This window comes from Virgibacillus sp. 7505 (genome assembly GCF_002272135.1).
Classification (GTDB): Bacteria; Bacillota; Bacilli; order Bacillales; family Amphibacillaceae; genus Terribacillus.
Window position 1 is genome coordinate 1 of record NZ_NPBF01000009.1, and the last position, 17,574, is coordinate 17,574.

General features: G+C 43.8%; 19 protein-coding genes, 1 tRNA gene and 1 other RNA gene. 13 read left to right on the forward strand and 8 right to left on the reverse strand.

Annotation, left to right across the window (positions count from 1 at the left end; genetic code table 11):
- Nucleotides 1-133 precede the first annotated feature (133 nt).
- Nucleotides 134-955 (forward strand): pyrroline-5-carboxylate reductase, encoded by an 822-nt coding sequence (gene proC / locus CHH91_RS03800; RefSeq protein WP_095222120.1) that lies wholly within the window; start codon nt 134-136, stop codon nt 953-955.
- A gap of 26 nt (nt 956-981) precedes the next feature.
- On the opposite strand, the gene CHH91_RS03805 is transcribed toward proC, so the two are convergent.
- Together CHH91_RS03805 and CHH91_RS03810 are read right to left on the reverse strand one after the other, a co-directional pair.
- On the reverse strand, nt 982-1,665 hold the full coding sequence (locus CHH91_RS03805) for a deoxynucleoside kinase (protein WP_095222122.1): 684 nt from the start codon (nt 1,663-1,665) through the stop codon (nt 982-984).
- Nucleotides 1,662-2,303: a deoxynucleoside kinase gene (locus CHH91_RS03810; protein ID WP_095222124.1), complete on the reverse strand. Its 642-nt coding sequence runs from the start codon at nt 2,301-2,303 to the stop codon at nt 1,662-1,664. The genes CHH91_RS03805 and CHH91_RS03810 overlap by 4 nt, the downstream gene beginning before the upstream one ends.
- Nucleotides 2,304-2,453: 150 nt before the next feature.
- Here CHH91_RS03810 and CHH91_RS03815 point away from each other — a divergent pair.
- Nucleotides 2,454-2,526, forward strand: a tRNA-Arg gene (locus CHH91_RS03815).
- Between the two features lie 206 nt (nt 2,527-2,732).
- On the opposite strand, the gene CHH91_RS03820 is transcribed toward CHH91_RS03815, so the two are convergent.
- From CHH91_RS03820 to CHH91_RS03830, 3 genes are read right to left on the reverse strand one after another with little or no spacing between them, the layout of a single operon-like run.
- Nucleotides 2,733-3,977, reverse strand: coding sequence for a Ger(x)C family spore germination protein (locus CHH91_RS03820; protein WP_141234117.1), 1,245 nt, complete (start codon nt 3,975-3,977; stop codon nt 2,733-2,735).
- The gene (locus CHH91_RS03825) at nt 3,974-5,062 is read right to left on the reverse strand and encodes a GerAB/ArcD/ProY family transporter (protein ID WP_095222128.1); all 1,089 of its coding nucleotides are present in this window, start codon (nt 5,060-5,062) and stop codon (nt 3,974-3,976) included. The genes CHH91_RS03820 and CHH91_RS03825 overlap by 4 nt, the downstream gene beginning before the upstream one ends.
- Nucleotides 5,063-5,077: 15 nt before the next feature.
- Complete coding sequence (locus CHH91_RS03830; protein WP_095222130.1) at nt 5,078-6,559, reverse strand: spore germination protein; 1,482 nt, start codon at nt 6,557-6,559, stop codon at nt 5,078-5,080.
- A gap of 192 nt (nt 6,560-6,751) precedes the next feature.
- Between CHH91_RS03830 and CHH91_RS03835 the strand changes: the two genes are divergently transcribed.
- Nucleotides 6,752-7,507 (forward strand): N-acetylmuramoyl-L-alanine amidase, encoded by a 756-nt coding sequence (locus CHH91_RS03835; protein WP_095222132.1) that lies wholly within the window; start codon nt 6,752-6,754, stop codon nt 7,505-7,507.
- A 162-nt stretch (nt 7,508-7,669) separates the two neighbouring features.
- Here CHH91_RS03835 and CHH91_RS03840 read toward each other — a convergent pair whose 3' ends face one another.
- Complete coding sequence (locus CHH91_RS03840) at nt 7,670-7,861, reverse strand: CsbD family protein (RefSeq protein WP_095222134.1); 192 nt, start codon at nt 7,859-7,861, stop codon at nt 7,670-7,672.
- Nucleotides 7,862-8,267: 406 nt separating this feature from the next.
- Between CHH91_RS03840 and acsA the strand changes: the two genes are divergently transcribed.
- From acsA to CHH91_RS03855, 3 genes are all read left to right on the forward strand, one after another.
- Entirely contained in the window at nt 8,268-9,968 is a 1,701-nt protein-coding gene (acsA, locus tag CHH91_RS03845) for an acetate--CoA ligase (RefSeq protein WP_095222136.1), read from the forward strand.
- Between the two features lie 67 nt (nt 9,969-10,035).
- Nucleotides 10,036-10,548: a type 1 glutamine amidotransferase domain-containing protein gene (locus CHH91_RS03850; RefSeq protein WP_095222138.1), complete on the forward strand. Its 513-nt coding sequence runs from the start codon at nt 10,036-10,038 to the stop codon at nt 10,546-10,548.
- 54 nt (nt 10,549-10,602) lie between these two features.
- Nucleotides 10,603-11,322, forward strand: a complete 720-nt coding sequence (locus tag CHH91_RS03855; RefSeq protein ID WP_176465660.1) for a DUF3891 family protein — start codon at nt 10,603-10,605, stop codon at nt 11,320-11,322.
- Nucleotides 11,323-11,347: 25 nt separating this feature from the next.
- On the opposite strand, the gene CHH91_RS03860 is transcribed toward CHH91_RS03855, so the two are convergent.
- Together CHH91_RS03860 and CHH91_RS03865 are read right to left on the reverse strand one after the other, a co-directional pair.
- Nucleotides 11,348-12,631 (reverse strand): glycoside hydrolase family 18 protein, encoded by a 1,284-nt coding sequence (locus CHH91_RS03860; protein WP_095222142.1) that lies wholly within the window; start codon nt 12,629-12,631, stop codon nt 11,348-11,350.
- A gap of 60 nt (nt 12,632-12,691) precedes the next feature.
- Nucleotides 12,692-13,216: a cysteine hydrolase family protein gene (locus CHH91_RS03865; protein WP_095222144.1), complete on the reverse strand. Its 525-nt coding sequence runs from the start codon at nt 13,214-13,216 to the stop codon at nt 12,692-12,694.
- A 99-nt stretch (nt 13,217-13,315) separates the two neighbouring features.
- On the opposite strand from CHH91_RS03865, the gene tadA reads away from it, so the two are divergent.
- The 7 genes from tadA to CHH91_RS03900 all read left to right on the forward strand — a co-directional run bounded on the left by tadA (nt 13,316) and on the right by CHH91_RS03900 (nt 17,445).
- Nucleotides 13,316-13,795: a tRNA adenosine(34) deaminase TadA gene (gene tadA, locus CHH91_RS03870; RefSeq protein WP_095222146.1), complete on the forward strand. Its 480-nt coding sequence runs from the start codon at nt 13,316-13,318 to the stop codon at nt 13,793-13,795.
- 68 nt (nt 13,796-13,863) lie between these two features.
- Nucleotides 13,864-14,129, forward strand: an RNA gene (ffs, locus tag CHH91_RS03875) — signal recognition particle sRNA large type.
- Nucleotides 14,130-14,248: 119 nt separating this feature from the next.
- Nucleotides 14,249-15,925 carry a DNA polymerase III subunit gamma/tau gene (gene dnaX / locus CHH91_RS03880; protein WP_095222148.1) on the forward strand — a complete coding sequence of 559 codons (1,677 nt, stop codon included), beginning with the start codon at nt 14,249-14,251 and terminating at the stop codon, nt 15,923-15,925.
- A 26-nt stretch (nt 15,926-15,951) separates the two neighbouring features.
- Nucleotides 15,952-16,269 carry a YbaB/EbfC family nucleoid-associated protein gene (locus CHH91_RS03885; RefSeq protein WP_095222150.1) on the forward strand — a complete coding sequence of 106 codons (318 nt, stop codon included), beginning with the start codon at nt 15,952-15,954 and terminating at the stop codon, nt 16,267-16,269.
- A gap of 15 nt (nt 16,270-16,284) precedes the next feature.
- Nucleotides 16,285-16,881, forward strand: a complete 597-nt coding sequence (gene recR, locus CHH91_RS03890; protein WP_038562527.1) for a recombination mediator RecR — start codon at nt 16,285-16,287, stop codon at nt 16,879-16,881.
- 14 nt (nt 16,882-16,895) lie between these two features.
- Nucleotides 16,896-17,111, forward strand: coding sequence for a YaaL family protein (locus CHH91_RS03895; RefSeq protein ID WP_038562524.1), 216 nt, complete (start codon nt 16,896-16,898; stop codon nt 17,109-17,111).
- A gap of 73 nt (nt 17,112-17,184) precedes the next feature.
- Nucleotides 17,185-17,445 carry a pro-sigmaK processing inhibitor BofA family protein gene (locus tag CHH91_RS03900; RefSeq protein ID WP_095222152.1) on the forward strand — a complete coding sequence of 87 codons (261 nt, stop codon included), beginning with the start codon at nt 17,185-17,187 and terminating at the stop codon, nt 17,443-17,445.
- The last annotated feature ends 129 nt before the right edge of the window (nt 17,446-17,574 follow it).

The window sequence follows — 17,574 nt, forward strand, 5'->3', positions numbered from 1 at the left end:
ATTTTACAAACGCATAAAATTGGAGATATATAAAATCGTTACGTTCATCGTAACGATTTTTTTTATATATTGACTTCTATTATGAAGCATCAGATAATACTACAAACTTGTTTCACGTGGAACGGAGGCATTTATGAAGAAAATAGCATTTATAGGCGCAGGAGCAATGGCTGAAGCGCTTGTTAAAGGATTGATCACAGCAGAGCTGCTCCCAGCGGAAGATATATGGCTGACGAATCATGCGAATGAGGAGAGATTGCACGAATTGCACACTGCGTACGGTGTAACGGTTACGCGTGATCAGACAGATCTCTTGAAAGATGCTGATGTCATTATGCTATCAATGAAACCGAAAGATGCGGAAGCAGCATTATCGTCTTTAAAAGCAGCAAAGCTTGAGCCAGGACAAGTTATTGTATCTATATTGGCAGGAATTCACACATCTTTCTTGGAAAGCTATCTCCCGTTCAATCAGCCGGTAGTTCGCGCTATGCCTAATACCTCTGCCACAATTCTCGAGGCTGCTACAGCAATCGCTGCAGGAGTTCATGCAGGTAGTGAGGAAATGAAGATTGTAAGCAGGCTGTTCAAGACTGTTGGAGAAGCTGTAGAGGTAGCAGAAGAGGATATGGATGCTGTCACAGCTATTTCTGGCAGCGGTCCGGCTTATCTATATTACATGATGGAGGCTTTGGAGGAAGCAAGCTCTCAAGTCGGTCTTGATGAGAATGTTGGCAAACGACTATTGATCCAGACCTTCAAAGGGGCTGCAAAGATGCTTGAGCAGTCTGATTTAACCCCAGCTCAGCTGCGTGCGAACATTACTAGTGCTGGCGGTACGACCGCAGCAGGTATCAGCGTGTTAGAAGAGCAAGACGTCAAAATCGCCATTCAAGCATGCGTAAAAGCAGCAGCCGACCGATCAAAGGAAATGGGACAAGCATTCAATAAATAAAAAATCCGCCTTCATAGGCGGATTTTTTATTTGGAAGGCTGATGGGATGTCCATTTACGGGAGTGCTGGATAAAGTGTCCGACTTTCTCCAGAATCGGTTCAATGGACGTATTTGGATTCAGTAAATCATAGTCTGCTATATTCACTCGCAATACCGGACAAGCATTGAAATCATTGATCCATTTATCGTAGCGATGGAACATCTCTTCCCAATAGCTGATCGGTGTTTGCTGTTCCATTTCCCGACCGCGCTGCTTGATCCGGCTGATGATATGATCGAAGGATCCCTCCAAGTAAATCAGCAAGTCTGGATGAGGGAAGTAAGGTGTCATCACCATTGCATCAAAGAGGGAACGGTACGTTTCATAGTCGACCTTGGACATATTTCCTTCTTCATACGCCATCCGAGCAAAAATACCAGTATCTTCATAGATGGAACGATCTTGTATAAAGCCGCCGCCATATTCGAAAATTCTTTTTTGCTCTTTGAAGCGTTCAGCTAGAAAGTAGACTTGAAGGTGGAAGCTCCAGCGTTCAAAGTCAGCATAATATTTATCCAAGTAGGGATTTCCATCCACTTTCTCAAAGCTCGTCCGAAACTGTAGCGCATCTGCCAAGGCTTGTGTCATTGTCGATTTTCCGACACCTACAGTACCTGCGATGGTGATTACACTGTCTGCGGGTATATGGTATTTCTCTCTAAGGTTCATGATGATGTTACTCCTTTATCCAAGTGAGAGGAGATCCTGTCACAAATATACTTCCAATCCTGCTCGTTCTTCACAAAATCCAACTCATCCCCGCTTAATCGAAGCACAGGTATGTCTGGGTTTTCTTGTTCAAAACGATCCATGAAGGTTTGGTAATCAGCAGATAGCTGCTTTAAGTAGTCCGGCTGGATATGCTGTTCTTCTTTTCGGTCACGCATTTCGATCCGTTCAAGCAATGTTTCCAAGCTGGCATCCAAATAGATGACCATATTAGGCAGCGCGATATCCTCTGTAAGAATAGAGAAAATCTTGCTGTATTTATCAAACTCCGGTGCAGCAAGTGTACGCTGGGCAAAAATCATATTCTTTGCTATATGATAATCTGCGACCACCGGTTGATTCTGTGAAAGATAGTCCTTGCGAATATCATTCAGCTGTTTGTAACGGTTCGTCAAAAAGAACATTTCCAGCTGAAAGCTCCATTCCTCGATATTCTCATAAAATTTGCCTAGGAACGGGTTTTCTTCTACAATCTCCTTCAGCAGTTCATACTGAAAGTGATCAGCAATTCTTTTAGCCAATGATGTCTTTCCGACACCGATTGGTCCTTCCACTGCAATAAATGGCAGCTCGTGCATGATGTATCCTCCAAACTCAAACGTTGTATGGCAAATAAATATAGTTTACCATAGAAGGGCTGCTGCTTCGATACAGTGAAGGAAGAAACTAGTGGAAAAAGCGACAGACTTTGCAAGCTATGCCGATTCAGTTATAATATAGTATGTCGTGGCTCCGTAGCTCAGGGGATAGAGCATCGGTTTCCTAAACCGTGTGTCGCAAGTTCGAATCTTGCCGGGGTCGTATATATGTAAAGCAAGCCACAGCCTGTGAAGGGCTGTGGCTTTTTTAGTATCGATAGACTAAGAAGGGACATATGATCACGATGAGGATCAAGCAGAGGACAGCTGCTGCTCCTTTTTTATTATTTGTCTTGTAAAGGGCGTAGCAAAACAATCCAGAGTATATCGTGATAAAGATTACGATAATAACTATAAAAAATATTTGCATCAATCCCTCACCTCTTTTAAATCTGATTCCCGTAAAATTTTGCCAAATTCCAGGCTCTTTACTGTTACATGTATCTGTACATTGGCATTCGGATAAATTTTGTGCGACCAGTCGGCCTTCTCATAGTCCCTGATTGTCAGGAACTTATGTCTAATATGCAGAGACCAGTAGAAGGGTTCCAGCTTGTATTTCTCCTGGGTTTTTCTGACCAATTGTTCTATTCTTTCTTCTAGCTGCCGCTCCAATGAGTCATGCAGCATTTTCCTCTTTTTCGCCTCCACCATATAACTTTCCGTACTTGGAACGGCAAAGACATTCATATGCGTATTGATATAAACAATGATATCTGATGTGCTATTTGGTTTATACTTTATTTTCACTTTTACTCTATCTACTTGATGCTGAGCTGCTATATCGAAATCAGGCTTTAGAGGATCTTTGTATGTGGCTATAATATCCTGCTGAGCCAATGTTGTATCGAGTATTAATGAGATGCGAGTTTCTTCACCCGTCAATGTATCAATCATCTGCCCTTCCTTAAATACCGCAGAGCCCATGAATTGCGTGACATTACCGCCTCTTAATTGTACTTCTCCAGCTTCATAATTATCTTCTTCCCCATATTTTTCTTTAGGATCTTTTTTGGTAGTCGCTAACGGAGCAATAAAGAGGTCTGCATCACCTTCGGTTATTTGAAAGTATCGAACTAATGGTGCATTTGGTATAACCCCAGTTTCCTTGGCTCGGTCAAGTATATATTGAAAGTACTTATGCGGGCGGGACTCCATTTTCGGTTTATTATCCCGAATAAAGTCTTCTGCTTTTTCCTTGCTGATAACTAGCTGGGAATTCAGCTTTAAATCAACAGTACTCGGTGCAGACTGCATGAGATGAATGAATTCTTTGGACCTGGCAAGCTTCTGGGAGACAATGACGATACGCGCTTGTTCCAGCGTAATCTCTTTCGCAACGGATGCATTCGCAGCATTTGTAGCAGACAGGAAGTCGGTCCCTAACACACTGACTATTTCTTGTACCGGCTCTGGCGCTGGGTTACCTGAAACAGAGCTCCCGACTTCTGGGTTGGCTATTTGAAATGTAAAGCGGAAGATATTTTCTTTATCGGTTTTATCAACACCAATGCTGACAACATATGCCTGTTCCTCTAACTCTTTTCGATCAAAGCAGCCGGATAGAAGAGTGACCATTTGTAAAAACACCAGTAATAAAAAGAATTTTTTCATGATTTTCTGCCTTTCCAATAAGATGCTCCTAATAGCAGGAAAGGAAAAAGGAAAAACAGAGGTGTGGAGAATTGCAGACTTTCTTCTCTGAATAGCATCTCATTGACTACAAAGCTTGGGGGAATGAGTGACAACATCATAGCAATGAACCCGAGTGGCAATAGAAGCCCCTCGAAGCGTTTGATTTCAAAGATTTCTCCAAATATCCAGGATAATAAATAAAGAAAAATAATAAAGCGCAGAAAATTCGAGAACATCCAGCCGACCATAAAAAGAGTACTGATATTTGTGAAAAAGTGCCCAAGTGCAACAACTTCTGTCGATTCTTGGTAAAGGAAAGCGATGTTGTTGATCGAATTATAGTCGAAAAGCATGGAATATACTAAGTAAAATGTGACAATCAGCAAACCGGATAGACCGCCGCCAAGATATATGCCACTGCGGAAGTATTTAGTTTGATGAAAGGCGGTGTAAGCAATCGTGATCAGGAATATCTCCATAAAGGCTCCTGATTTGGTGATTCCCTCAGATAAAACAGTGCCCACTCCTCCTCCAAAAATAGGGAATATACGGGCAAATTCAACATCCTTTAGATCGATAGCAATGACAGAGATAATAGTGACAACAATTACCGGGGTGAGTGCCCAAGCTAGACTGCCTATCGTTTCGAATCCTTTATGCGCAACAATCAGGCATATACCAAGGAAGATGACATAAATAACGATGGATGGGGAATCCGGGAAGTACAGGTAGTTTAATTCTTCGACTACATTTCGCATATCTGAAAACATGGCAATGAAACCACTAATGAAAAGCAGCAGTGCAAGCAAACTGCCAGCTTTCTTACCGATCAAGTGAAATATAAGTTCAACGAGATTATAATTTTCGTATTTCTTCAGCAGAAACATTAGTAACAGAAATGGACCTAATAAAAAAAGAAAGGAGATTATCGGAACAATCCACATAGCATTCTGAGCTTTATCCGCGAAAAGGGCAGGCGTAGTATCTCCACCCTTTAACCCAACTAGCATAAAAATCATCGCGACCAGTTCACGGATGCGTAAGGGTTTTTTACTCAGTTCCATTTCGAATATCTCCTTTCAAGATTTGTCCCAGTCCTTCGGATTAAGATAGCCAGGTCTCCACTTCTCCTTTTTTAAAATCATACGGAAAAATGTATCCCTTGGGGATCTGGTGGAAGGGGTTGCTGGTGAGTAATAACTCACACCAAAGGAATCAATCGATACGACATATGCTACCCAGAGCAAGATAGCCCCAAGCAGGCTAAGCAATCCATAAAAACTAGCAGCTATGATGAAAATAAATCTCGAAATCCTCAATGTATGGTTGATACTGTAGTTAGCAGCAGTGAATGAGGACAAGCCGCTAAGTGCCACAATAATAACCACAATAGGGCTTACAATATTTGCCTCTACGGCTGCTTGCCCAAGAATCAGAGCTCCGACAATTCCAATAGTCGGTCCGAGCGGAGAAGGTATCCGCACGCCTGCTTCCCTGATTAATTCAAAGGCCACTTCCATCAAAATAATTTCGAAAACAATAGGCATTGGAACCCTTTCTCTGCTGGCTGCGATAGCCAGGAGCAAATCAATAGGGACGAGCTGACTATGATAATTTGTTATTGCCACATAGGAAGCAGAGACGAATAGCGTAATGAAATATGCACCAGCTCTTATTAATCTGCTGAAGTTGCCAAAGGCCCATCTCAAATACCGATCCTCTGGGGAATGGAAGAACCCCCAGATTGTCATAGGAGCAATTAAACAAGAAGAAGAATTATCCATAAGGATGGCGATAAAACCCTCTGATACGTAGTTAGCAGCATTATCCGGACGTTCGGTGTAGAGCAGTGTTGGGAATAGGGATCTAGGTCGTTCTTCAAGGAACTGCTCTAGTACCTCAATATTCCGGATGTTGTCCACAGTGATGGCCTTGATTCTTTTTTTGATATTATTAAGTATTTTATCGTTCACCAAATCACGTGTATAAATCAAGGTAACCGGCATGGCCGGTCTAATGCCAACTTCAATTTTTTCTGCGATCAGATCTTTCGAAGGAATCTTTTTCCTGAACATTGAGAGGTTCGTCGGTAAGGATTCGGTGAAAGAGTCTTTCGGTCCTTTTACCGTCTTTTCATTTTCGGCTTTTTCTATGGCTCGATGTTTGAAGTCTTCGATTTTTGCTTCAAAACCTTCTGCTGCGCCATCCTTGAAAATGATGACACTGCCAGTATTTAATCCTCTCTCCACATCATCCATATTCTTTATGGGAGTAACTCGTGGGACTGTGACAGTCCGGGGGATAGGAAGGTCTTTTTTAGAATTCAATAAAGGAGTAAGAATATGTTCACTCAATAGTTTAGAATCAATGGTAGTCGTGTAGAAAAATAAATGATATCTTCCAACTAGTGTTCGCAGCTCTTTAGATTCGAAGTCAAAGTTAATACTAGAGGAATATTGTTCTTCGATATAAGCTACGTTTTCTTTCAAGTTCTTGGAAATTTTTGTGGTTTTCCGCTTTTCCACTGCCTCTGTCTGTTTTTTCTTCTGCCAAGGAAACATCACCGATCACCTCTCTTGTTCTGTTAGTGTGTCTAATCGGGTTTTTTTTATGAACGGATAACACAATTGGAACCTATCTTTCGATAATAGATACAGAATGGGTTGTGAAATTGTGACACCAACCGCTTTTATCTAGTACAAGGCTGCATAAAGTAACATATAGCAGTCAAAAAAAGAAAGGGAGATGGTCGAATGGTGAAAATCTATGTAGATCCAGGTCACGGAGGGTCAGATCCGGGTGCAACAGCAAACGGAATACAGGAGAAAAATGTCGTGTTGGCGATTGGAACGTCGATTCGTAACATCCTGCAGCTGGAATATGAAAATGCAGAGGTTCGTATGTCTCGTACAGGGGATACGTTCCCGTCCCTTACGCAGCGTACGAATGATGCCAATGCTTGGGGGGCAGATTTCTTTCTTAGCATCCATATCAATGCTGGCGGAGGAACTGGTTATGAGGATTATATTTACTCCACATTATCGGATAGCTCCGAGACAGGCGTAATGCGGGCACGAATTCATGAGGAAGTAATGAAGCTGAATGGAATGGCGGATCGAGGCAGGAAAAAGGCGAACTTCCATGTACTTCGGGAAACAAATATGCCTGCTGTCCTGACAGAAAATGGATTTATTGATAATAGTGCTGACGCGGCGAAGATGAAATCGAATTCTTGGATTCAGAATGTGGCGCGAGGACATGTCAACGGCTTGGAGAAAGCACTCGGTCTAACAAAGAAGGCAGATTCTGGTTCCACTTTCTTAATCCGAGTAAAGGTAGCTTCTCTATACTACTATGATGCACCAGATTGGAATGCACGAGCAGGTACAGTGAGCCAAGGGGAAGTGTTCACCGTAGTGGAGACACTGACAGTCGATGGTTCCACGATGTATAAGCTGAAGAGCGGGAACTATATTACAGCGAATCCTCAATATGTAGAACTTGTGTAAAACAAAAATGGCTGCCGATTTGGCAGCCATTTTGCGTTAGAAATTTAGGGGAAATCTTGCATTAAGTGTAGCACGAAATTTGCCGAAATTGCGTGCAGATCTTACTTTCCCAAGTTCCCCTCCTATCCTGTCATTTTATCTGACAAAAGGACAGGCTCTTTCTTAGTGACGGTCATAATTTTCTTTTAGTTTACCAGCAGTATCTTGAAGATTTCCTTTTGCTTTGTCTTTCTTGCCGTCTGCTTGCATGCCTTTATCATTTTTTGCGTTACCGATTTGATCTTTTGCTTCACCTTTTGTTTTTGATACGGCACCTTTTACTTTGTCGCTTAGACTTTGTTTATTTTCAGCCACTTGTAATCCACTCCTTTATGAAAATTGCTATATTATGCTCTTCCCGCTATAAAAACTTATAAACTTTTTCAATTTGATGTTTATATATTGCACAGATGGGTATAGTGATATCAGGTATCCCCCATACCACTAATCTGCTAAGTGTAAGTAAAAGGTCCGCTCTTTGTAAGAGCGGACCTTTTTATATTGTCATTCTTTATGATGGAGATAACTGCAGCAATGTGAAATAGTCTATATCTATATAAAGGGTCTTACAAGCGGGTGCTCGTTTTTATGATTTCGCTTTGACTGGTAAGGAAAACAATGTACAATGGAAATAACCTACTTGATTTGCTGATGCAGACAGAGGCTTTTTTATTCGTGTTAATTGTAAACGCTTACAAATTATAGGGAAGGATGTCGAATCATGAAAATGTTAGCACCTCTCAGTGGAAAGCACAATGTAACGGATTTTGAAGCACTACGTCAGTCGTTTGAATGGAGTCAGATGGAGCAGGATTTCTCCTGGTACCATACGGGCAAATTAAATGCTGCTTATGAGGCAGTAGACCGTCATGCAGAAAATCAGGCTAAAGCGGATCAGCTTGCTTTAATTTATCAGAATGGAGAGACAGAGGAGAAGTGGACGTTCACACAGCTGAAGGAACGCAGCAATAAGGCCGCCAATATGCTGAAATCTCTTGGTGCAGCAAAAGGAGACCGCGTCTTTTTGTTCATGCCTCGCTGTCCTGATTTTTACGCAAGCTTTTTTGGTATTCTCAAAATTGGCGCTGTAGCCGGACCATTATTCGAAGCATTCATGGAACAGGCAGTAGAAGATCGGCTGAAGGACAGCGGCGCTAGCATCTTGATTACAACGGCAGAACTGCTGCCGCGCGTTAACAGGGATAATTTGCCCGAATTGAAGGAAGTCATTGTACTTAACTGTGAAACAGATGGACTACATGACTATACAGAACTGATGGATCAGGCATCAACCGAATTCGAGCCTGTGTGGCTGGATAAGGAGGATGGTATGCTGCTGCATTATACCTCTGGTTCCACTGGGAAGCCGAAAGGTGTGTATCATGCACATCGTGCGATGGTACAGCATTATGCCACTGGCAAATGGATCTTGGATTTGCAGGAGGATGATGTGTACTGGTGCACAGCTGATCCTGGCTGGGTGACAGGTACAAGTTACGGCATATTCGGACCTTGGCTGAACGGGGCGACAAATGTTATTGCCGGGGGCCGTTTTACACCGGAAGCTTGGTATAAGGTCATTGAGAAGCATAAGGTAACGGTCTGGTATACAGCCCCGACTGCTTTGCGGAAGCTGGCCGCTGCAGGTGATGAGGTTGCTCATTCCTATGATTTGTCCTCGCTTCGCCATGTCCTCAGTGTCGGGGAGCCTCTGAACCCGGAGATTATTTATTGGGCGGAAGAAGTTTACGGCAAACGCATTCATGATACATGGTGGATGACAGAAACAGGTGCCATGCTTATCGTCAATCACCCTACACTGCCAATCAAGCCAGGGGCGATGGGCAAACCGATACCAGGTGTAGAAGCAGCGATCATTGATGATGCCGGGAATGTACTGCCGCCTCATAAGAGCGGAAATCTTGCGGTAAAGGCAGGCTGGCCATCGATGATGAAAACGATTTGGGGCAATCAAGAGAAGTTTGACAGCTATTTCATCAATGGCTGGTATGTATCAGGGGATAGCGCCAAGATGGATGAAGAGGGCTATTTCTGGTTTGAAGGACGTTTGGATGACGTGATCAACACATCTGGAAAATTGGTCGGACCTTTTGAAGTGGAGAGTAAGCTTATCGAGCACTATGCTGTTACTGAAGCAGCGGTAATCGGGAAACCGGATGAAGAGCGCGGGGAGATCATCAAAGCCTTCATCACACTGGATAAGGGGCATAAAGATTCCATGGAGCTGCGCGAAGAAATCCGGCAGTTCATCAAAAAAGGACTGAGTGCGCATGCAGCACCAAGGGAAATTGAGATTGTCACTTCAATTCCAAAGACAAGAAGCGGCAAAATCATGCGCCGTCTGCTTCGTGCCAAAGAGCTCGGACTGCCGCTGGGTGATACATCTACTTTAGAGGAATAACAGGTTTAATCGGCATCCTGCGTGGAACTATACATTGTGTAATACTTTTATAAAGGAGTGTTAGACAATGGCTAAAATTGCAACTGTCATTACCGATACGTTTGAAGATGTAGAATATACGGATCCGGCGAAAGCATTTAAAGAAGCTGGTCATGAAGTGACAACAATTGAATTTGAATCTGGTAAAAGTGTAACAGGTAAACAAGGAGAAGCGACAGTGTCCATCGATAAAGGCATCGATGATGTAAACCCATCAGATTTTGATGCACTGTTCATTCCTGGTGGGAACTCACCTGATAACTTACGTGCAGATGATCGATTTGTTAATTTTGCGAAGCATTTCATGGATGAAAAGAAACCTGTTTTCGCAATTTGTCACGGTCCGCAGCTGCTGATCACCGCTAAGACACTTGAAGGACGAAAAGCGACAGGATATAAATCTATTCAAGTAGATATGGAATATGCTGGTGCAACAGTCGAAGACAAGGAAGTTGTCGTATGTCAGGATCAGCTGGTTACGAGCAGACAGCCGGATGATATTCCAGCTTTCATCGAGGAATCCTTGAAGCTATTGAAATAAGCGATGATTATTACTCCCGGCTATGTGCCGGGAGTTTTTCATAGGAGGGATAGTATGATCGTTCGTGAGAATAATGCAGGTAAAACGGTATTGATACGGCAGCATGACCATGCGGCTATTTCCGGGGAAATAGCCAGGCATTGGCGAAAGGATGATTCAGATTCACCTGTTCAGCGTCCTGAGACTATCATGGCCATCGACCAGCACGACCGAGCTTGGATTCCGTTGGATGAAGTACCAAAGCAAAAGCCTGATGGAGAAGGTTTTTATAGCTTTATCGATTATCCTTTAACGGACAAGCTGCGTGCATATCAGCAGGGCATCATGGAAGTACGGGAACAATCCCGCTATGCAGCTATATTGTGCAGCCGGCATTATTGCTCGTTCTTTTCCAACCACACAGAAGATGAGCAGATAAAAGCATTCTTGGATCGGGAGCATGGATTGCAGCAAGCTGACATACAAACACTTACTTCAGCCGAAAGTGCTACGTTGGATATTGATCAAAAGATGCTTTCTTTCTGTGATGATGTTTCTTTGTACCTGTGTATGAATCAGCCGGGAGTATCAAAGCAGAATGAAGTGAAATGGTTCCGGGATGGTTTCGGGGAAAAGTTTTCTTTTGCCGATAAAATTATCGGAGAATGGGTATCGTCTGTGGAAGTCAAACTGACACCTTCACCGCTCGAAAGTCCTGTCCGTGTTGCCATTCCACAAGTGGTAGTGGACGGCGATGAGTTCCGTGAAGAGAAGCTCTGGGTGACGGTGACATGAAAAAAGAGCAGTAGATTTACTGCTCTCATAGCTTTCTGATTGTGAAATTATCGGTAAGTAACAGCCAGTTCTGCGGAAAGGAAAGACCAAGCTTCCAATAACTGATTCCGCGCAAGTTCAACTCCTTGATCAAATCGAACTTCGCCTGGATGGAGCGGGCATCTTCAAACCATACCTCATGCTGTGCACCAGCAGCTGTATATCTGAAGAAAGGTGCTTGCGCAGTAGTGTCGTATTGAATCGAAGCATTATTTTCACGGGCAATCGCTATGGCTCGCTGCGGACTGACGGCTTTGGCATACTGTCCGCCCGGCTCATAGGGAAGTGTCCAATCATAGCCATATAAGTTTTGTCCGAGCATGATTTTGTTGGCGGGCATCTCTGTTAAGGCATATTCCACGACATCTCTTACGTTCGGTAATGGAGAAACAGCTAAGGGTGGTCCGCCGCTATAGCCCCATTCATAGGTCATCAACACGACAAAATCAACAATCTCCCCATGAGCTGCATAATCATGTGCTTCGTACCATTGTCCTTGCTGGGTCGCGCTCGTTTTTGGTGCCACTGCTGTCGATACACGCAGTCCCTCAGGTCGAAGTCTGGCGACGGCACGCCTTAGGAAATTATTATAGTCTTCCCGATTTTCCGCTGGCAGAAATTCGATATCAAAGTGCACCTCTCCAAAACCGACTTCGTTGGCGGTATTGATAATGTTTGTAAATAAGCGATCCTGAACAGCAGTATTGGTGACAATACGAGTTCCTAATTCAGCACTGAATGCGCCGCTTTCGAGCGTGGAAACAGCAAGACTTAATGTTGTGTTGTTTTCGCGTGCAATTGTTGGAAATTCATTTAATGGCGGAGCGGTTAAATTTCCTTGCCGATCTACTCTGTAACTGAATGGCATCAGATAGGTAAGGTATGGTGCACGCTGTCTTGCTGCCGTCTCCAAAGTTTGGGATACAGTATTTCCGGTTGGCTCGATATAGGCATTTGATTCAATCTGCCTTTTTGGCTTTGCTGGGAGGTATAGACGCTGTCCCGGCTGCAGGACAGCTGATGCTGAAATATTATTGATTCGAGCCAGTTCTGCAACGGACAGGTTATTTCTTCTGGCGATGGTGTAAAGACTGTCACCGGCTTGGACATAATAGAATGAGCCAATGATTGGAATCACCAGCGCCTGTCCGACGACAAGGTCATTTGGTGCTGCCAATTCGTTTGCGGTAATCAATTCCTGACTTGTCGTACCGTAGCTGCTTGCAATGCTATTCAGTGAATCCCCAGTCTGTACTACATATATTTGCAAAACGACTCCTCCTTTATTAAGCCTCTGTAGAAAAGCTATGCTCGGAGGAGCCGTTCTATGTCAAATTGGATCTGTATTGGCACTGAGAGTCGTTTCAATGACACGCAATGCGTCTTCATTTTGTTCTTTTGTATTGGATGCTACACAGTTTCTTGGCACATCCAGTTTGAACTCCCGCATATGGGCATCATTTGCGGAGAATATAACACAAATATTACCCGCAACTCCTGCTAGAATAACTCGATCGCATTCCAAATCCTTTAATAAGGATGGTAGTGATGTCTGGAAGAAAGCAGAATGCTTCGGTTTTAAAAGAAAATAATCATCTTCGTGGGGCATCATACTATCGATGATTTCCTTGTTATTTTCATTCCGGCAATAGTCAGCTATTTTTTTAAAGTTATCCTGCCAGATTCCGTAATGGTCATTCACAAAGATGACTGGCCAATCATTTTCTTTTGCTTTTTTGCGCAGCTTCTCCCAGTTGGGAAGTATTTCCTTTGTATTCTCCAGCAGGTTTTCGCCGCCGGGAAAATCAAATGTGTTGAATACATCTATAAACAAAACGGCTTTTTTATCACTCATGATAATTCTCCTTTACTTCGTAGTAGGAAGCTTCTTATACTTATACATTATCAACTTTACGTAATTTGAAACCTTTGGATAGAAATGTGGGAGATAGATATGACGAACGATGCTTACTGGATGGAGCAAGCGATTAAGGAAGCAAAGCGAGCGGAGCATCTTGGAGAAGTTCCGATTGGAGCTATTATCGTGAAGGATGGAGAGATCATCGCTTCCGGCTTCAATCTTAGAGAAACAACCCAGCAGGCACACTCACATGCAGAGATGCATGCAATCCAAGCGGCCAATGAAAAGGTAGGCAGCTGGCGATTGGAGGATTGTGATTTGTACGTGACCCTTGAGCCTTGCCCAATGTGTGCAGGTGCCATCATCCAATCACGGATCCGACGTGTCGTATTTGGTGCGTATGATCCGAAGGCTGGCTGTGCAGGCACTTTATATAATTTATTGGAAGATGATCGGTTCAATCATCAGACAGAAGTGACAGGCGGTGTGCTGCAAAAGGAATGCGGCGGATTGCTGACCTCATTTTTCCGGGAACTCCGGAAGAAAAAAGCAGCGAAAAACAGCCGGGATTGATTTTTTTCCGCAAACAAGCTATACTATGAAGTGCGCTATTGAAGCGCCTAACTTTATTCACAACTTAGCCGTGCTAAGCGGGGAGGTAGCGGTGCCCTGTACTCGCAATCCGCTATAGCGAGGCCGAATTCCCGCCCGAGGTAATGCGGCTTTAAGGTCTGCCATAAGGAATTGGTGTTGACACCCGGGTCCTGCGCAACAGGAACCCGTGAACCCTGTCAGGTCCGGAAGGAAGCAGCAGTAAGCGGTCTTTCTTGTGTGCCGCGGGGAAGCCTGGGTCGAGCCATGAACTTATGTAACGCTTAGATCCGTATTATCGACGGTGGGTGCACGGCGCTTAATTAATAAACAATCAGAGTCCTTGCCATTTGGTAAGGGCTCTTTTTATACATGTAGTATCAGTAACCTAATTCCGTTATAATGAGGGAAGAATGAAAAAAGGAGCGCGGCGCAATGAGTTATCAAGCGTTATACCGTGTCTGGAGGCCAAGGACATTTGCTGATGTAGTAGGCCAGGAGCCGATTATCCGTACATTGAAAAATGCCATCATGCAGGATAAGTTCTCGCATGCCTACTTGTTTTCCGGTCCGCGTGGTACAGGGAAGACAAGTGCGGCGAAGATTTTTGCAAAGACGATCAACTGTGAGCATGCACCAGTAGAGGAAGCATGCAACGAGTGTGCGGCTTGCAGAGGTATCCAAGATGGGTCGATTGCAGATGTTATAGAAATCGATGCGGCGTCCAATAACGGTGTTGAACAAATACGGGACATCCGGGACAAAGTGAAATATGCTCCTAGTGCGGTTAAATATAAAGTGTATATCATCGATGAAGTTCATATGCTCTCGATTGGGGCATTCAATGCTCTTCTCAAGACATTGGAAGAGCCACCCAAACATGTGGTTTTCATCTTAGCTACAACAGAACCACATAAGATTCCGCTGACAATCATTTCCCGCTGTCAGCGTTTCGATTTCAAACGTATCAACCAGCAGGCAATGGTGAACAGGATGCAGGAGATACTGGAGAAAGAACAGATTACAGTATCTGACGATGCAGTCGAGTCAGTTGCACTAGCTGCAGAAGGCGGTATGCGGGATGCACTCAGCTTGCTCGACCAGGCTATTTCCTATAGTGAAGATGTTGTGGAGCTTGCGGATGTGCTTGCTGTTACCGGTGCCGTTTCACAGGATAGACTTACAGAGGTAATCCGTGCTTGTGCCAGACAAGATGTACAAGCAGCACTTGAACAAGTGGATCTGCTGATACAGGATGGGAAGGATCCAGGGCGTTTCGTTTTTGATCTTATCTATTACTTACGGGATTTGCTTATGTTCCAAAGTGCACCTGGCATGGAGAACATCCTTGAACGCGTACTGGTAGACGATAGTTTCAAACAACTGGCAGAGGAAGTGGATGCTTCTTGGATCCAAGCGGCGATTGTAGAACTTAATCGCTGCCAGCAGGAAATCAAATGGGCAAACAGTCCGAAGGTATTTGTTGAAATAGCGATTTTGCACATCGCGGATAAAAGTGCTCCGACAGCGAGTGTGGAAGCCGAAGCTGTGCAGCAGCTGACGCGCAAGATTTCTCAGCTGGAACAGGAATTGAAACAACTGAAATTGCAGCCGCAATCAGCTACAGCTCCTGCCGAACAGCCGAAGCGTCCGGTAAGAACAGGCAGCAAGAATAGCTATCGTGTTCCGTTTGAACGCATACGCCAAGTATTATCAGAAGCAACAAAGGATGAACTGAAGCTGGTTGCTGAGCACTGGGCAAGCTTTATGGATGCCCTTAAGCGGCAGAGCGCCCCTGCGCATGCGACGATTTTGAATAGTAAGCCAAGAGCAGCCTCCCAGAATGCACTTATAATCGGTTTCAAATATGAGATTCACTGTTCACTTGCCTTGGAACACAAAGACACGATAGAATCATTACTAGCAGAACGGATCGGACACCAAGTTACGGTCATACCGATTCCGGAGGCGAATTGGACAGAACTGCGTGAAGACTTCTTGAAGAATCAGAAGCAGGATGACTCTTCAGGGGATGGAAAGCAAGAGGAAGACCCAATTATCGCAGAGGCCAGGAAGCTGGTCGGAGATGATTTACTCGAAATAAAAGACTAATAACCAATTCAAGGAGGGATTTTTCCATGCGTGGTGGTGGGAATATGAACAATATGATGAAGCAGATGCAGAAAATGCAGAAGAAAATGATGCAGGCTCAGGAAGAGCTTTTCGAAATGACTTTCGAAGCAACTGCAGGCGGCGGTGCTGTAAAGGTTGTTGCCAATGGTAAAAAGGAAATCACTGATGTAGTCATCCAGGAAGAGGTAGTAGATCCGGATGATGTGGAAATGCTCCAAGATCTTATCATTTCTGCAACAAATGAAGTATTGAAGCAAGTCGACGAAAAATCCAACCAAACAATGGGACAGTTCACGAAAGGGTTACCTGGAGGAATGTTCTAGGAGGCAACTAAATAGATGTATTATCCCGAACCGATTTCGAAGCTGATAGACAGCTTTACTAAATTGCCTGGAATCGGACCAAAGACTGCCGTGCGTCTTGCCTTCCATGTACTTAGCATGAAGGAAGATGACGTCATGGATTTTGCGAAGGCATTAATCAATGCCAAACGTGAATTGACCCACTGCAGCATCTGCGGTCATATCACCGATCAGGATCCTTGTAGTATTTGTCAGGATGAAGCAAGAGATAGCTCTCTTATTTGTGTCGTGCAAGATCCGAAAGATGTCATCGCTATGGAGAAGATGCGTGAATTCAATGGGAAATACCATGTATTGCATGGAGCTATTTCTCCGATGGACGGTATCGGACCTGAAGATATCAATGTTCCATCTCTATTGAACCGCCTGAAGGATGAGGAAGTGAAGGAATTGATCCTAGCTACCAATCCGAACATAGAAGGCGAAGCAACAGCGATGTATATATCCAAACTAGTCAAACCATCTGGTATACGAACAACAAGGATTGCACACGGCCTGCCAATGGGTGGAGATCTGGAGTATGCGGATGAAGTCACCCTTTCCAAAGCGATGGAAGGCAGAAGAGAACTGTAAAGCAGGTGAGATTAATGGCTGGCAGAAGATTGAAGAGATCTGACGTGGACAAAGAGTTGTTAGCTGATATATTCAAAATGAAAAATGATTGGGTGAGCATCCAATCTATAATAGAGAGAAGTGTCGATGCAAGTGAAATGGGGCAGTACGATTTACAGGTGGCGCAAGCCAAGTATCTGTTCATGCTTCGTGAGGCAAGACACCGAAACCTAAGCGCATTGCGTACTTAACGCAATGCGTGTTCTTTTTTCTTGTCCCTGCTCATAGTGTAGAAAGCAGGACAAGTTAAAGGAGAGATGAAATATGTCATATGCAATAATCGGTATACTGTTAGCAGCAGTATTAGTCTTACTCATTTCAGGTACGTCAGGAAAGCTGTTTGGTCTAATACTAAAAAGTTCAGTCAGGATCATTATTGGTGTCTTTCTATTATTTTTATTTAATGTAGTAGGAGCACTTGCTGGGCTGCACATTCCGATAAATGCTGCTACAACTGTAATGGTGGGCTTATTAGGTATTCCAGGGTTAGCTTCTTTGGCAGCAATTCAATATTTTTTATTATAAAGTGTTGCAGTATGTCCAAAATCATGATATATTATTCAAGTCGCTTCGGAACGGAGCTGACACAAACGAATAACATGTTGACAACGCAAGTTAAAACATGATATAATGTTCTAGTCGCCAAATGAGCGG

Excerpts from the sequence above, each read along its gene's own strand:
- CHH91_RS03830 (WP_095222130.1), bottom strand. The coding sequence starts at position 6,559 with ATGTTTCCTTGGCAGAAGAAAAAACAGACAGAGGCAGTGGAAAAGCGG.
- CHH91_RS03850 (WP_095222138.1), top strand. The coding sequence starts at position 10,036 with ATGGCTAAAATTGCAACTGTCATTACCGATACGTTTGAAGATGTAGAA.
- CHH91_RS03810 (WP_095222124.1), bottom strand. The coding sequence starts at position 2,303 with ATGCACGAGCTGCCATTTATTGCAGTGGAAGGACCAATCGGTGTCGGA.
- CHH91_RS03900 (WP_095222152.1), top strand. The coding sequence starts at position 17,185 with ATGTCATATGCAATAATCGGTATACTGTTAGCAGCAGTATTAGTCTTA.
- CHH91_RS03865 (WP_095222144.1), bottom strand. The coding sequence starts at position 13,216 with ATGAGTGATAAAAAAGCCGTTTTGTTTATAGATGTATTCAACACATTT.
- tadA (WP_095222146.1), top strand. The coding sequence starts at position 13,316 with ATGACGAACGATGCTTACTGGATGGAGCAAGCGATTAAGGAAGCAAAG.
- CHH91_RS03820 (WP_141234117.1), bottom strand. The coding sequence starts at position 3,977 with ATGAAAAAATTCTTTTTATTACTGGTGTTTTTACAAATGGTCACTCTT.
- CHH91_RS03825 (WP_095222128.1), bottom strand. The coding sequence starts at position 5,062 with ATGGAACTGAGTAAAAAACCCTTACGCATCCGTGAACTGGTCGCGATG.
- CHH91_RS03895 (WP_038562524.1), top strand. The coding sequence starts at position 16,896 with ATGGCTGGCAGAAGATTGAAGAGATCTGACGTGGACAAAGAGTTGTTA.
- CHH91_RS03855 (WP_176465660.1), top strand. The coding sequence starts at position 10,603 with ATGATCGTTCGTGAGAATAATGCAGGTAAAACGGTATTGATACGGCAG.
- CHH91_RS03885 (WP_095222150.1), top strand. The coding sequence starts at position 15,952 with ATGCGTGGTGGTGGGAATATGAACAATATGATGAAGCAGATGCAGAAA.
- dnaX (WP_095222148.1), top strand. The coding sequence starts at position 14,249 with ATGAGTTATCAAGCGTTATACCGTGTCTGGAGGCCAAGGACATTTGCT.
- proC (WP_095222120.1), top strand. The coding sequence starts at position 134 with ATGAAGAAAATAGCATTTATAGGCGCAGGAGCAATGGCTGAAGCGCTT.
- CHH91_RS03835 (WP_095222132.1), top strand. The coding sequence starts at position 6,752 with ATGGTGAAAATCTATGTAGATCCAGGTCACGGAGGGTCAGATCCGGGT.
- acsA (WP_095222136.1), top strand. The coding sequence starts at position 8,268 with ATGAAAATGTTAGCACCTCTCAGTGGAAAGCACAATGTAACGGATTTT.
- recR (WP_038562527.1), top strand. The coding sequence starts at position 16,285 with ATGTATTATCCCGAACCGATTTCGAAGCTGATAGACAGCTTTACTAAA.
- CHH91_RS03805 (WP_095222122.1), bottom strand. The coding sequence starts at position 1,665 with ATGAACCTTAGAGAGAAATACCATATACCCGCAGACAGTGTAATCACC.